This window comes from Acidimicrobiia bacterium, from assembly GCA_040881685.1.
GTDB lineage: Bacteria > Actinomycetota > Acidimicrobiia > IMCC26256 > PALSA-555 > SHVJ01.
In genome coordinates, this window is the sequence record JBBECS010000013.1 from 1 (window position 1) to 13,580 (window position 13,580).

Genomic DNA, 13,580 nt, shown 5'->3' on the forward strand with positions numbered 1-13,580 from the left:
ACCCGCGACCTTCGGGTTATGAGCCCGACGAGCTACCAGACTGCTCCACCCCGCGGCGTGCTTCCAGGGTACCAGCGCCACGCAGCGATCGTCACTGCGGGCGCTGAACGATCACGCGGCGCGGCTCGTAGCAGCAGCCACGTCGTCGGCCGCTTCACTCGCCGTGCTCTCGAGCCATGACTTGAGCTCCGCGCGTCGCTGCGGTCCGCGCTCGGGGTCGAAGAACCAGACCACGGCTCCGCCGAGCGCGATCCACGGTGCCCGCTTGATGATCCGGAACATGGGCTCCTCCTCAATTGGTCGTCCGATTTGAGATACCCGGAACCGGCGCGCCTGAATCGTTCAGGCCAGGCGGGCCGCGAGCTCGGATCGGGCGGCCGGGAGCCACTCATTCGGCGGGGTCGCCGCGGTCGCCGTATCGAGGTCGATGCCGTAGAGATCCGCCGCGTTCGCGCCGAGGATCTTCGCTTTCACCGCGTCGGTGAGCTGCGGGTAGCCGAACTCCTCCTGCATGCCCTCCGGGATCTTGAACGCGCGGAACGCGTCGATGAGCGACTGTGGCGCTCCGTACCAAACGGAGTCGGTGCCCCAGAGAATGCGGTCCTCCCCTACCGCGCGCAGCAGCTTGCCGAGCACGTGCGCGGCTTCGCGTGGGCGCCGCAGCATCAGGAACCATGTCGAGCCGAGCTCGGCGTACACGTTGGCACCGGGCGCCACACCAGCAGCGGTGAGGCTCGTCACCAACCGACTGACGCCGCGGTGCGGGTCGACGGCGTGCGCACCCTCTTCGACGGGGTCCAGGTCGTAGCCGGAGTGGTACACGACGAGCGCGAGATCCGGGAACGCGGCGGCCGCCGGCCCGACGTCACGTGGTGAGGAGGCCGCCGGCGCGGCGTTCGCAATCGGCCCTGCGATTCCCTTGTGCGCGCACACGATGCGCGTGCCGAGCGCCCGGGCCCGTTCGAGGAACGGAAAGCCGGTCTCTTCGTCGTCGAGGAACCATCCGCTATCGCCACGCTCGGGCGGCTCCCACAGCGTGTACACCTTCCAGCCCGCTGGCGCGAGCTGGTCGTGCCATTCGGACATCGCGTCGAGTTCGGATGCACCGAGGTTTGGGTGGACAATCGTGTGCGTGAGCACGCGCGACGTGCCGGCATAGCGGTCGACCACCTCACGCGCAGCCGCGATGTCCTCGTTCGTGAGCACGTTTTCGTGCGCGCGACCGGGCGGTGACGTCAGGAGGGCGACAGAGGTCTCGCTGCCACCGAACACGCAGGCTGCCCATTCGGCGGCCGAGAGCAGTTCCGGATCGATGTTGCTTCCCCATCGGTCAGGATCGACCATGCGCAGGAACCCGTAGAGCGCCTTCGCCGCTGCAGTGCCGACGAGGCTCGGGCGCACGAGGTGCGTCTGCACGTCGATTACCGGACCGGGCCCGTCGAAGGCCGCGTTCGCGGCATCGGCATCCGACTCGGCTTCGACGGAGATGTCGTAGAAGCCGCCACCGGCGGCAGCGTCGATGGCCCGGAGCGTGGCCGCGGTGCCTACGCGCTCGCGGAGGTAGGTGCGCTCGTCGAGCCCGAGTCGTCGCGAGTGCAGGCGAGCCCGATCTCGCGCCGTGGCAAGCGCGCGCCGCTGCGACAGACCGAGCGGCGGCGGCATGAACTCATCCGACGTGCGCGGCGCCAGGAGCGGAGGAGTCGGCGGGGCGAGCACCGCTCGGGACGGTAGCCCCGGTCATCCCCAGACGAGCGGGAGCTCCGCGGTCTGGCGGATGCCGAGCGAGTACGTGAGCTCGGTGCCGTCGGCGATGCGGTAGTCGGGGATGCGGCGGTGCCACTCCTCGAGCGCGATGCGCAGCTCGACCCGCGCCAGGTTCGAACCGAGGCACCGGTGGGGGCCGGCACCAAAGGCAAGGTGGCGATTGGCCTCACGAGAGAAGTCGACGCCGTTCGCGTCGGAGAACTCCGCGTCGTCGCTGTTCGCCGCGCCGATCAGGATCGTCGCGTGGTCACCGGCCTTGAGCTGTTGGCCGGCGAGCTCGCAGTCCTCCTTGAGGACGCGGACCACCATCATCACCGGGCTCTGATGGCGAAGTAGCTCCTCGACGGCGACCGCGGCGAGCGCGGGATCGTCCACGACCGCTTGGCGCCGCCCCGGGTTGGCCGCGAGGTACGCCAGCGCGCAGTCGAGCGTGGCCGTGACGGTGTCGAGCCCACCGAGCATGAGCAGATGACAGATCCCCAGCGTCTCTTCCCGGTCGAGGGGGCGACCGTCGACCTCGCCGTGTGCGACGCGGGTCAACAACCGGTCGTCAGGATTCTTGCGGCGTTCCGCCACCATCTCCTCGAAGTACTCGCTGAGCTCGTGGCTGACGCGCTCCCGAGCCGCCGCTGCGGCCTCGAGGTCACCCACGGGCACGTCGGGACGGATGGTCTCGTCGCGCCACCTGAGGAACATCGGCAGATCCGACATGGGCAGGCCCATGAGCGCCAGGAACACCCCCGACGGCAGCGGGGTGGCGAGCTCTTCGTGCACGTTGCACGAACCGCGATCGATGAAGGTGTCGATCAGCGTGTTGACGAGCGTTCGCACCTCCGGCTCGAGCGCGTTCATCCGCTTCGGCGAGAACTCGGGATCGAGGAGCCGGCGGTACTTGGCGTGCTCGGGCGGATCGACCTGGAGGGGGATGAGCTTCTGCTCCTGGCCGATGTTCACCGCTTCGGGCGCGGAGGAGAACACCTCCGGGTGCTTCAACGACCAGATGACGTCCTCGTAGCGCGACACGATCACGTGCGGATGCCCGTCCCAACCAGCACCTCGACTCACTGGGCATTCGGTGCGCAGCTTGTCGTACGCCTCGTGCGGGTGGTTGGCCACTGTGGGATCGAACAGCACCGCGCTGCCGTCGACACCGTCGGTCGTGTCGTAAGTGGTCACCGTTGTTCGTCTCCTGTCGTGGCAGATGTTCGGGACAGTCCCGCCCAGCAGAAGGACCAGAGATGCGTCGCTTGCTCGAGCGGCTCGGCGCGGCCGAGCGCAACGTCGTGGATGCCTTCCAACACGAGGGCGAACACGAGCTCCGCGTCGCGTGCCGCGTCGCGCGAGCCGCACGAGCCGGCGGCCGCCGCGGCGGCGATCTCCGCCTCGAGTCCGGCGATCATCGGTGCGAGCGCCCGTCGCAGCTCGTCGGGTCGCTCTTCGGAGAGGCGACGGTGCTCGCGCACCAGGACGCCCGCGTACCCGATCGCGCCGGGGTGCGTGAGCATCTCGAACACGCCCATCACGTACGCCCGCACTCGTGCCACGGGATCGGCGTGCTGCTCCATCATCTCGCCGAGGAGGGCGGCGCCGAGACGGCTGTCTTCTTCGATGAGCGCGACCAGCAGATCGTCCTTGCCTGCGAAGCAGCGGTAAAAGCTCTTGAGCGACAGCCCGGCCTGCGCCGTCACCTGCGTCACGGTGAAGGCCGCGCGTCCGGTCTCGTTGGCCAGCACGCGCGCCGCGTCAACGAGGCGCTCGAGACGCTCGACTGAGCGGGCGCGGGCCGCCTCTAGCGAGCGCTCGAGGGCCCGATCTCGCCAGGATGCACCGTTCGCCGTTTCGGAGAACATTGTTCTCCATCCTGGCACGACCGGGGTCGCGGAGCAACGCCAGCGCCGTTGCTCCTCTTGACGCCCGCCTGCGTACGCTGAAACCTCGCCACCCCGGAGGTCCCTGTGCGTCGTCGTGTTCTCGCCGCGCTCTTCCTGGCGCTCAGCGCGGTCCCGGTCGCAGCCGCACCTGCCCTCGCCGGCACCAGCCCGCGGGACAGTGGCGGACGCATCAGCGTCGACGGCGGCTTGCTCATCGGCGAGAACGAGCTCGTCGACGGACCGGTCGTCTCGATCGACGGGACAGTTCGGATCGAGGGCACCGCAACGGGCGACGTCTACGTAATACATGGCGACGTCGAGATCACCGGTCGGGCGCGCGACGACATCGTGGTCCTCGACGGCGACGTCCGGGTCACCGGCGGCGTCGACGGTGACATCGCTGTGATCGGCGGACGGGCGATCGTCGCGACACGCGACTCGTTCGTCGGGGGCGACATCCGGTCGACCGACCAACCGCGCGTTGCGCGCGGTGCGCAGGTGAGCGGATCGATCGACAAGCTCGGCTTCGATGGGCTCTTCGGCAGCATCATGTTCACGCTGCTCATGTTCTTGTGGCTCGCGGTCACCGTCTCGACCGCGCTGTTCGGAGTCCTCTATGTGTGGCTCTTCCCGACGGCGACCGAGGCATCGGTGCGCGCGAGTCGCGACGTCGGGCGAACCGCCGCATGGGGCATTGGCGTCGCCATCGTCGGCCCGACCCTTGCGGTAATCGCGCTGGCGAGCCTCATCGGTCTGCCACTCGGCTTGGGGCTCGGCGCCGGATTCGTCGCGCTCTCGGGTCTCGCCTACGTCACGAGTGCGCTGTGCCTGGGCCGCGCCATGATCCAGGGCACCACGACGGGTAACCGGATCGGAGCGTTCTTCGCGGGCCTGGGCATCTTGCGAGCCGCCGCACTCCTCCCCGGCATCGGCGCGCTGGTCGGGTTCCTCGCGACGGTCTACGGCCTGGGTGTCCTCGCGAACGCGGTGTGGCGCGCCCGCCGCGTCGCGCCATCGGGCGGCGCAACGATCGACTCGTCCCCGACCGAGCCGACCCCTGTGGTTGCGGCCGAGCTCGTCGATGAGGAGACGACCCACGACGGCGCCGCCGACGGGGACGACGACGAGCTCGCCAGCAGCGGCCGCTAGGGGCTCAACCGATCTCGACGAGGAAGCGCAGGCCGAGCGACTCCATGACGTCGTTGAGCTGTGCGGTCACCCATCCGAGGTTGTCGGTCAACAGCATGATGCCGAAGAACGCGAGCACTCCCGCGCTCACCAGGGTGATCGCCCGCGAGTGGCGCTTCACCCACGCGAGGGGCGTGGCCAGCCGGCCGAGGAGGAGCCCGACCGCGAGGAACGAGCAGCCGAGGCCGAGGGAGTACGCAGTGAGGAGCACCGCGGCGCGGCCGAGCTCGCGGCCTTGGCCGGCGAACGTGAGAATCGATCCGAGCACGGGACCGATGCAGGGCGTCCACCCGAGCCCGAACGCCGCGCCTGCGATCGGGGTCGCAGCCGGCCCGAACCGCTCGAGGTGGGGGTGGAAGCGGAACTCCTGATAGAGGCGCGGCGTGGTGAGCAGCTGCGACCCGGCGAGGTACGCCGCCATGAGGAGGACCAACCCGCCCGACACGCGAGTCAGGGTCTCCTGGTTGTCGAACAAGGTGTCGCTCACGGCGGTGGTGGTCAGGCCGAGCACCACGAACACCACGGTGAACCCCAGCACGAACATCCCGGTGTCGAGCGCGATGCGCTTGAGCACCTTCGGCCGCGCTTCCTCGATCTCCCCCACCGTGAGGCCGGTCACGAGGCTCAGGTACGCCGGCACGATGGGGAGGACGCACGGAGAGAGGAAGGAGATGATCCCGCCGCCGAACGCGGTGAACACGTAGAGGTCGCCCGTGGCGTCGCGGGCGGCACCGAGGAGGAGTCCCATGGCGAACCCGAGAGTACGACGCGGGTGACCAGCCGACCCGAACGGTGTACCGTCCGCGCCGTCACGGCGGCACAGGAGGGATCGGCATGCAGCACGTACGAGTGGCTACCTACAAGCTCACGAGCGGAACGCCCGAAGAAGCGTCGGACCTTGCACAATCGGGCATGCTTCCGATCTTCCAGGGCCACGGCGGCTTCATCGGGTACTCCGTCCTGAAGGTGGGCGACGGTGAGCTGATGTCCATCAGCGTGTGGAAGTCGCACAAGGACGCCGAGGAGGCCACCGCGCTCGCCAAGGACTTCGTCGCCGAGAAGATGGCGGACCGGATCAGTCTGGAGTGGAGCGGCGTCGCCGACGTGATCTTCAACGCCAACGCCTTGGGCGACTGAATCAGGAGAAGCGGACACATGTCGGTCTACGAGATCCCCATCGCCACGCTGGACGGCGAGCCCAACCTGCTCGAGAGCCAAAAGGGCCACGCCACGCTGATGGTGAACGTGGCCTCGAAGTGCGGTCTGACTCCGCAATACGAAGGTCTCGAGCGGATCCACGAGAAGTACGCCCCGAAGGGGTTCTCGGTGGTCGGGTTCCCGTGCAACCAGTTCCTCGGTCAGGAGCCAGGTACCGCGGACGAGATCAAAGAGTTCTGCAGCACCACCTACGGCGTGACGTTCCCCCTGTCGGAGAAGATCGAGGTGAACGGGGACGCCAAGCACCCGTTGTACGAGCACCTCGAAGAGGTTGCCGACGCCGAGGGCCACACCGGTGACATCCGCTGGAACTTCGAGAAGTTCCTCGTCTCCGCCGACGGGAAGGTACTCGCGCGCTTCTCACCGCAGATCGAGCCAGAAGCGCCCGAGATCATCACCGCGATCGAAGCCGCATTGCCGGGCTGATCCAGCTCAGCTCTCCGCCGTCACCAACGCATCGCGCGCGGCTTGCACGCGCTCGTTGGCGAGGTCGACGTACTCGGCGTCCGTCTCGTAGCCCGCGAAGTAGCGCTCGTTGCTGACCGCGGCGACCGCGGTCGAACCTGAGCCCATGAAGGGGTCGAGCACGACATCGTGCTTGTACGTGTAGAGGCGGAGCAGGCGCTCGGGTAGCTCCACCGGGAACGGCGCCGGGTGCCCGACACGACGCGCGTGCTCTGGGCGTATCTCCCACACGTCGAGAGTGGATTCGAAGAACTCTTCCTTCGTGATCGTGTTCTCGTGCGGCAGCCCACGTTCAGCGCGCACGCTGCGCTTGATCGCACGGCCGAACCGACCCTTCGACGCGACGACGACGCGCTCGGTCACGTCACGGAGCACGGGGTTCGACGCCGAGAGATACGAGCCGAACGCCGTGGATCCGGTCGCCCCTCGTGCCTTCTGCCAGATGATCTCGCCGCGCGGGAGCAGCGCGAGATCGTCCTGGAGGATGCGCATGACGTCGGCCGACAGCGACCGGTAGGGCTTGCGCCCGAGGTTGGCGACGTTCACTGCGATGCGGCCGCCCGGCTCGAGCACGCGACGGCACTCATCGAAGACGTCGCGAAGCATCGCGAGGAACTCCACGTACGTACCCGGGATGTGACCCTCGCCGAGGGCCTGCTCGTACTCCTTGCCGGCGAAGTACGGCGGCGACGTGACAACGAGCGCGATGCTCGAGTCATCACACGCGCTCATGTCGCGCGCGTCACCATGGATGATCGTGTCGGCAATTGAACAGGGGTTGACCGTTTCGTCCTTGGACAGCTTTGGAGCGCGGAACCGGGCATAGAAGTCGCTGGCGTCGTGACTCTCGCGGTTACCCGCGCCGAACGCCCGCGTGCGGGATCCCATCAGTAGTCGATGCCCTTCTTCGCGACGATTCCGCTGTCGTAGGCGTGCTTGACGTTGCGCATCTCGGTCACGGTGTCAGCGATCTCCACCAGCGTGGCTGGTGCGTCACGGCCGGTGGCGATCACGCTCACGGCGCTCGGCCGATCCCGGATCGTCTCCACGACCTCGGCGGGGTTGATCCACTTCCAGTTCATCGGATAGGTGATCTCGTCGAGCACGACCAGCTGATGCTCGCCGGCACGGATGAGCTCGGCCGCTCGCGCCCAGGCCGCCTTGGCCATCGCCTCGTCTTCGGTGAGCTTGGCAGAGTCCCACGTGAAGCCCTCACCCATCGCCTCCCAATCCACGCCGAGCCGCCGCGCCGTCTCTTCCTCGCCCACCTTCCACTCACCCGACTTCAAGAACTGGATGACCACGACCCGCCATCCGCGTGCCACCGCGCGCATGACGACGCCGAAGGCGGCGGTTGACTTGCCCTTGCCGTCACCGGTGTTCACGATCACGAGCGATGGCGCGCTCCGCATGCCGGCTGGGCGCGGATCTTCCGTGGGGGGCTGCTCGTGCTCGTCGGTCATGATCCGGCAACTTTGGCCAAGCGGTGGGGTACGACGAACGGCCGTCTCCCGCCCCGCGTAACGACGCCCCGGCACAGTAGCGTGCGCCAATCGACGCTGAGGCCCCACTGCGCACGCTCCTTCGAGTGCTCACGGTCGCGACCGAACGCGTCACTGAGATGGTCGGCCCGCTCGAAGAGCAGTCGAGCGACGTGCCACGCGAGCGCCCGGCCGCGCCCGAGCGCGCCGGGCCCGGCGTCGACAGCCCGCGCACGTTGCTGGCCAAGGCCCTCGACGGGTTGGTCGTGCTCGACGAGCAGGGAACGATCACGTACGCGAGCCCTGGGTTCATCGGCGTGCTCGGGACGCACCGCGATCTCGTGGGGAGCAACGCGCTCGACTTGGTCCATCCCGATGATGCGGCTGTGATCCGGGGAGCGCTCGCCACCGTGTCCGGGCGCGACGAGGGCGCGATGACGCTCGAGTTTCGTGGTGAGCACTCCGACGGCACCTGGCGCTGGTGCGAAGCCAGGGCGACCAACCTGCTCGCCGATCCCGAGATCGCTGGGGTGCTCATGACCGTGCGCGACATCTCGGAGCGCCGCGCGTACGAGGACGACCTGCGTCATCAAGCGCTCCACGACACACTGACGGGTCTCCCGAACCGCACGCTGCTGCTCGACCGGCTCCGGGGGGCGATCAACCGCTCAGGCTGGGACGGTCCCAAGGTCGCGGTCGTCTTCCTCGACATCGACTCGTTCAAAGCGATCAACGACACCCAGGGTCACGGCGCCGGCGACGAGGCGATCGCGGGCGTGGGCCGTCGACTCGCGTCCGTCGCGCGAGCCCAAGACACCGTGGCGCGCTACGGGGGCGACGAGTTCGTGATTGTCGTGGAACACGACCAAGCCCCCGAATGGGTGGAGGACTTCGCCGAGCGCCTCCGTGCGGTGCTCCGCGAGCCTGTGCAGGCGGGACACCGAGCGGTCTCCGTGACCGCCTCGATCGGTGGGGCAATCGCGACCGGGAGCAAGCCGACACCCGAAGGTGTACTTCGAGACGCCCACACGGCCATGTACCGAGCCAAACAAGGCGGTGGCGACAGGTTCGTCATCTTCGATGAATCGATGGTCGACCACCCGCTTGTGGACCTCACACACGGGTGATCTGACCTCAGGACGCTCGCGCCGACTGCGCGGCTGTCCACGACGCCCACAAGCTCGCGTACCGCCCCTCACCGCGCAGCAGATCGTCGTGAGTTCCGAGCTCCTCGAGATGACCTTGATCGATCACCGCGATCCGGTCGGCGCGCGCGGCCGTCGAAAGACGGTGCGCGACCACGATCACGGTCCGATGCGCGGTGAGCGCTTCGAGTGCACGCTCGACCGCGCGCTCAGTGCCCGGGTCGAGGTTCGACGTCGCCTCATCCAGCACGAGCAACGCAGGATCGGCCAAGGCGGCGCGCGCGAGCGAGACGAGCTGCCGCTCTCCCGCTGACAGCCGACTCCCTCGCTCACGCACCTCCGTTTCGAGACCCTCGGGCAGCAGCGAGAAGCGATCCCGCACACCGAGTGCTTCGAGTGCCGCGTCCACTTCGGCGTCGGTTGCCTCGGGCCGCCCGACCCGCACGTTCTCCCGGATGGTCCCTGCGAACAGGTACCCCTCCTGGGGCACGACGACGATCCGCTCGCGGAGAGATCGGATCGTCGCGTCGCGCAGGTCCCTGCCGCCGAAGCGCACAGTGCCGGACCGCGGGTCGTAGAAGCGAACGACGAGCTTGGCCAGCGTAGACTTGCCGGCCCCAGTCGGACCGACCAGCGCGATCCGCTCACCGGGCGCGACGGTCAGAGATACGGAGTGCAACACCTCGGGACCATCCGCGTACCCGAACGACACGCCGTCCACCTCGAGCGGCCCGACCAGCGGCAGGTCGACTGCCCCCGGTCGCTCGGCGATCGACGGCTTCGTGTCGAGCAGACCGAAGAGCTTGTGCAACGCCGCGCCCGCCGACTGAAGCACGTTGTAGAGCTGGCTGAGCTGCTGGACCGGCTCGAACAGGCTGTTGAGGTAGAGCACGAACGCCGCCACCGCACCGATCTCAATGATGCCCTCGTCGACGAACACGCCGCCCACACCGATGATGATCGCGATGCCCACGACGCCCGCGTACTCGACGACGGGGAAGTAGCGCGTCGCGATCCTCGCGGTCTCGAGGTTGGCGTCGTACTGCGCCTCATTCGTCTCGTTGAACCGTCGGGTGAACGCACGCTCGCGCCCAAACGCCTGCACGACCCGCACGCCGGCCAAACCTTCCTGCAACGTTGCGAGGTTGGTCCCGATGCGCTCTCGAACCTCGAGGTAGGCGCGGTTCGAGGCGCGGCGGAACCACCGGCTCGCGAAGTACACCGGCGGGACCACAACGAGCGTGCAGACCGCCAGCTGCCAGCTCGTGAGGAAGATGGCGATCAGCGCGCCGACAAACACGAGCACGTTCTGGACGAACATCGTGAGGCCGGTCTGCACGAGCTCCTGCATGGCCTCGACGTCAGACGTGAGCCGGGCAACGAGCCGACCGGTCTTCTCGCGCTCGAAGAAGTCCATGCCCAGCGACAAGAGGTGCTGGAACACGCGCACGCGCAGCTCGCGCAGGAACGTCTCTCCGATGCGGGCAACCGCGCGGATCGACCAACGGCCCATGATCAACGCGAAGACCGCGACGAACAGGTACAGCCCGGCGAAGAGGTTCAGCGTCCCAGCGTCGTCCGCTCGCAACCCGTCATCGATCCCGTGCTGCACGAGTGCGGGTCCGGTGAGCAGGCACGCCGTCTGCCCGATGATCAGCAGCGACGCCAGCAGGATCCGCGTCCGCCAGGGCCTCAGCATCCGCCACAGCCGGCGGAGCACGCGCTCGGCTTCGTCACGACTCAACGTCTCGTCCACGATGATCTGGCCCCACGGCCCGCGCCCGCCGCCTCCCCTCATGGTCGGACTCCGTGTCCGGCCTCGGCTTGCGCGAGGACCTGGCGATAGAGCGCAGACGACTCGAGGAGCTCCTGATGCGTGCCCTCGGTGGCGATCCGTCCGCCCTCGAGGACGACGACGCGGTCGGCCAGTGCGATCGTGGCGGCGCGGTGGGCGATGATGAGCGTGGTCCGGCCGCTCATCACCTGCTGCAACGCGGCGCGGATCTCGTGCTCCTTCGTCGGATCGACCGACGATGTGGCGTCGTCGAGGATGAGGACGCGCGGATCGGCGAGCACGGCACGCGCGATCGCGATTCTCTGGCGCTGTCCACCCGACAGCGAATAGCCCTGCTCGCCGATGACCGTGTCGTACTCCTTGGGCAGGTCGACGACGAACTCATGGGCACCCGCGAGCCGTGCCGCCTGGCGGACCGCCTCCATCGGCGCGTCGGGAATGGCGAAGGCGATGTTCTCCGCGACGGTGTCCGAGAACAGGAAGGTGTCCTCGAACACGATCCCGATGCTGCGCCGGAGGTCGTGGAGCCCGACGTCGCGCACGTCGACCCCGTCGACGAGCACGCGACCGTCCTGCACGTCGTAGAAGCGCGGTAACAAGCGCGCGACCGTGGTCTTCCCGCTCCCGGTGGGCCCGACGATCGCGACGGCTTCGCCGCCGCGCACCACGAGGTTGAAGCCATCGAGGACCGGTCGACCGTTGGCGTAGCCGAAGCGAACGTTCTCGAAGCGCAGCTCTCCCGGTCCAGCCGGTGGGAGCGGCTTCGGGTGCGGTGGATCGGACACCGCCGTGTCGGTCTCGAGGATCTCAAAGATGCGGCCCGCCGCCGCAGCCGAGCGCGCCGACTGCGCGACGAGCATCCCACCGATGCGTAGAGGCCAGATGAGCATGAGGATGTACGAGTTGAACTGGACCAGGTCGCCGATCTGGAGTTCCCGATCGAGCACCTGGTGACCGCCGTACCAGAGGATCGCCACGAGCGCGACCGCGGGCAGGAAGTCCACGAGCGGGAGAAAGTTCGAGCGCATCTTGGCGGCGACGAGCGCGCGGTCGAGCACGGAGTCGGCCTCGGCGTCGAGCCGCTTCGTCTGTCGCCGCTCGGCGCCGAAGCCCTTCACGACGCGCACGCCAGCGATGCTCTCCTCGACGACACCAGAGAGATCGCCGAGCTCCTCCTGCAGCTCGAGTGAGACCGGCGCGATGCGGTGCGAGAAGCGGGTCGCGAAGTATCCGAGGATCGGGAGCGCGCCGAGCGCGAGCAATGCGAGCGTCACGCTCTTGAGGAGCATGACCGTGACCGCGCCGACCAGGATCAAGGTGTTTGAGATCGTGAGCGGCAACATGATCACGACCTGATTCACCTGCTGGATGTCGGAGTTGGCCCGCGCCATGAGCTGGCCGGTCTGGGCCTGGTCGTGGAACGCGAAGTGCAGGCGCTGGAGATGCGCAAACAGCCGTTGGCGGAGGTCGGTCTCGGACCGGTACGAGATGCGGAACGCGCTGTAGCGCCGCAACGCAGTACCCGCGGCCTGCACGACGCCGACCACGAGGATGAGGACGGCGTACCTGAGGATGACCTGGCCGTCGCCGGGGATGATCCCGTCGTCGATCGCGGCGCCGGCGAACGCGGGGATCGCGAGCTTCGCCGCGGTCCACACGGCGCCGGCGAGCACCCCGGCGATCACCCAGCCGCGCTGGGGGCGCACGGTGGAGCCCATGAGCCGCCAGCCCTCCCGGCGCAGCTCCTTGTCCCGATCCATCGCGCGGCTCCTCGAGCCGCACGCTACCAGCGAGCCTGACGGAGACGTCAGGTCTTCGCGCGGCCGAGCAGTGAGCGCGCGACGAGCGCGTAGAACGCAGGAACGATCACGAGCCCGACCACGACCGCGCTGAAGCGGATGAAGTTCCGGTTGGGATCCACGGCGATCATGCGCCCGAAGTACACGACCAAGAGCAGCAGCGTCGCGACGCCCCCGACCGGCGCCAGCGCTCGCGGGAGGTTGCTGTTGCGGCGCGAGAGCCAGCCGAACAACCCGAGGGCGGCACCGGTGATCGCGAACGTGAGGAAGCCGCGCGGGTCGATCTGGCTGGGGAAGCTCGCGGCCTTGCCTTCGACCGGTTTGGCGAGCACGGCGACGTCGAACGCACCGTGGATGGATGCACCGAACGCGCCGACCAGGCCGGCCACGAGCGCAAGCATTGCGAACTGGGGCTCGTGCTCACGCACTCGCGCATGGAGCGCGACGAATACCGGCACGACGATCAGGCCACTGGCCATGAACGCGATGGCGCTGGCCCAATGAGCCCAGTGGTAGTCCTCGCGCACATAGAGCGCGAACGTGATCGTGTAGATCACGCTCACGGCCGCGGCCAGCACCGCGGTCGAACCCGCGAATCGTTGGAACGTCGACGTCACGGCACCCCTCCCTCGTCCACCGCCCATTCGCCGTGGGGGTGGATCGAGATCACTCCGGTGGAGTCGTTTCCGGCACCGAGCGCTGGGGAAACAGCTCGGCGAGCAGCTCGAGGATGACCTCGCGGTCCTTGGCCGGATCGCCGACGAAGGCCGCCGCCCGAACGCCGCGCCCGGTGAGGTCGGCGACGAGCTCGCCCACACTTTCGGCATCGTCACCGATGACGACTGCGGCGACCT

At 68.3% G+C, this 13,580-nt stretch carries 15 protein-coding genes; 4 read left to right on the forward strand and 11 right to left on the reverse strand.

What is annotated here, in order from left to right; all coding sequences use genetic code 11:
• Window positions 1-111: 111 nt before the first annotated feature.
• The 4 genes from WEE69_03085 to WEE69_03100 are packed head-to-tail and all read right to left on the reverse strand — an operon-like array spanning window position 112 to window position 3,614.
• Window positions 112-282: a hypothetical protein gene (locus WEE69_03085; GenBank protein MEX1144269.1), complete on the reverse strand. Its 171-nt coding sequence runs from the start codon at window positions 280-282 to the stop codon at window positions 112-114.
• Between the two features lie 60 nt (window positions 283-342).
• Window positions 343-1,716, reverse strand: a complete 1,374-nt coding sequence (locus WEE69_03090) for an amidohydrolase family protein (GenBank protein MEX1144270.1) — start codon at window positions 1,714-1,716, stop codon at window positions 343-345.
• 21 nt (window positions 1,717-1,737) lie between these two features.
• Complete coding sequence (locus WEE69_03095) at window positions 1,738-2,940, reverse strand: cytochrome P450 (GenBank protein MEX1144271.1); 1,203 nt, start codon at window positions 2,938-2,940, stop codon at window positions 1,738-1,740.
• Window positions 2,937-3,614, reverse strand: a complete 678-nt coding sequence (locus tag WEE69_03100; GenBank protein ID MEX1144272.1) for a TetR/AcrR family transcriptional regulator — start codon at window positions 3,612-3,614, stop codon at window positions 2,937-2,939. The genes WEE69_03095 and WEE69_03100 overlap by 4 nt, the downstream gene beginning before the upstream one ends.
• A gap of 105 nt (window positions 3,615-3,719) precedes the next feature.
• Here WEE69_03100 and WEE69_03105 point away from each other — a divergent pair, with 105 nt between their 5' ends.
• On the forward strand, window positions 3,720-4,784 hold the full coding sequence (locus WEE69_03105) for a hypothetical protein (protein ID MEX1144273.1): 1,065 nt from the start codon (window positions 3,720-3,722) through the stop codon (window positions 4,782-4,784).
• 4 nt (window positions 4,785-4,788) lie between these two features.
• On the opposite strand, the gene WEE69_03110 is transcribed toward WEE69_03105, so the two are convergent.
• Window positions 4,789-5,571, reverse strand: a complete 783-nt coding sequence (locus tag WEE69_03110; protein MEX1144274.1) for a cytochrome c biogenesis protein CcdA — start codon at window positions 5,569-5,571, stop codon at window positions 4,789-4,791.
• 86 nt (window positions 5,572-5,657) lie between these two features.
• Between WEE69_03110 and WEE69_03115 the strand changes: the two genes are divergently transcribed.
• Entirely contained in the window at window positions 5,658-5,960 is a 303-nt protein-coding gene (locus WEE69_03115) for a hypothetical protein (GenBank protein MEX1144275.1), read from the forward strand.
• A gap of 18 nt (window positions 5,961-5,978) precedes the next feature.
• Window positions 5,979-6,467 (forward strand): glutathione peroxidase, encoded by a 489-nt coding sequence (locus WEE69_03120; GenBank protein ID MEX1144276.1) that lies wholly within the window; start codon window positions 5,979-5,981, stop codon window positions 6,465-6,467.
• A gap of 6 nt (window positions 6,468-6,473) precedes the next feature.
• Here the strand turns inward: WEE69_03120 and WEE69_03125 are convergent, their stop codons facing one another.
• Together WEE69_03125 and cobO are read right to left on the reverse strand one after the other, a co-directional pair.
• Window positions 6,474-7,394, reverse strand: coding sequence for a site-specific DNA-methyltransferase (locus WEE69_03125; GenBank protein MEX1144277.1), 921 nt, complete (start codon window positions 7,392-7,394; stop codon window positions 6,474-6,476).
• Complete coding sequence (gene cobO / locus WEE69_03130) at window positions 7,394-7,969, reverse strand: cob(I)yrinic acid a,c-diamide adenosyltransferase (protein ID MEX1144278.1); 576 nt, start codon at window positions 7,967-7,969, stop codon at window positions 7,394-7,396. Before cobO ends, WEE69_03125 begins: the two co-directional genes overlap by 1 nt.
• Before the next feature lie 125 nt (window positions 7,970-8,094).
• Between cobO and WEE69_03135 the strand changes: the two genes are divergently transcribed.
• Window positions 8,095-9,114, forward strand: a complete 1,020-nt coding sequence (locus WEE69_03135) for a diguanylate cyclase (GenBank protein MEX1144279.1) — start codon at window positions 8,095-8,097, stop codon at window positions 9,112-9,114.
• A gap of 7 nt (window positions 9,115-9,121) precedes the next feature.
• Here the strand turns inward: WEE69_03135 and WEE69_03140 are convergent, their stop codons facing one another.
• Genes WEE69_03140 through WEE69_03155 form a run of 4 tightly spaced genes read right to left on the reverse strand, consistent with a single transcriptional unit; the run spans window position 9,122 to window position 13,542 of the window.
• Window positions 9,122-10,930 (reverse strand): ABC transporter ATP-binding protein, encoded by a 1,809-nt coding sequence (locus WEE69_03140; GenBank protein MEX1144280.1) that lies wholly within the window; start codon window positions 10,928-10,930, stop codon window positions 9,122-9,124.
• Window positions 10,927-12,687 (reverse strand): ABC transporter ATP-binding protein, encoded by a 1,761-nt coding sequence (locus WEE69_03145; protein ID MEX1144281.1) that lies wholly within the window; start codon window positions 12,685-12,687, stop codon window positions 10,927-10,929. Before WEE69_03145 ends, WEE69_03140 begins: the two co-directional genes overlap by 4 nt.
• A gap of 47 nt (window positions 12,688-12,734) precedes the next feature.
• Window positions 12,735-13,343 (reverse strand): hypothetical protein, encoded by a 609-nt coding sequence (locus WEE69_03150; GenBank protein MEX1144282.1) that lies wholly within the window; start codon window positions 13,341-13,343, stop codon window positions 12,735-12,737.
• Between the two features lie 49 nt (window positions 13,344-13,392).
• A complete protein-coding gene (locus WEE69_03155) occupies window positions 13,393-13,542 on the reverse strand; it encodes a hypothetical protein (GenBank protein ID MEX1144283.1) in 150 nt (49 codons plus the stop codon).
• Between the last annotated feature and the right edge of the window lie 38 nt (window positions 13,543-13,580).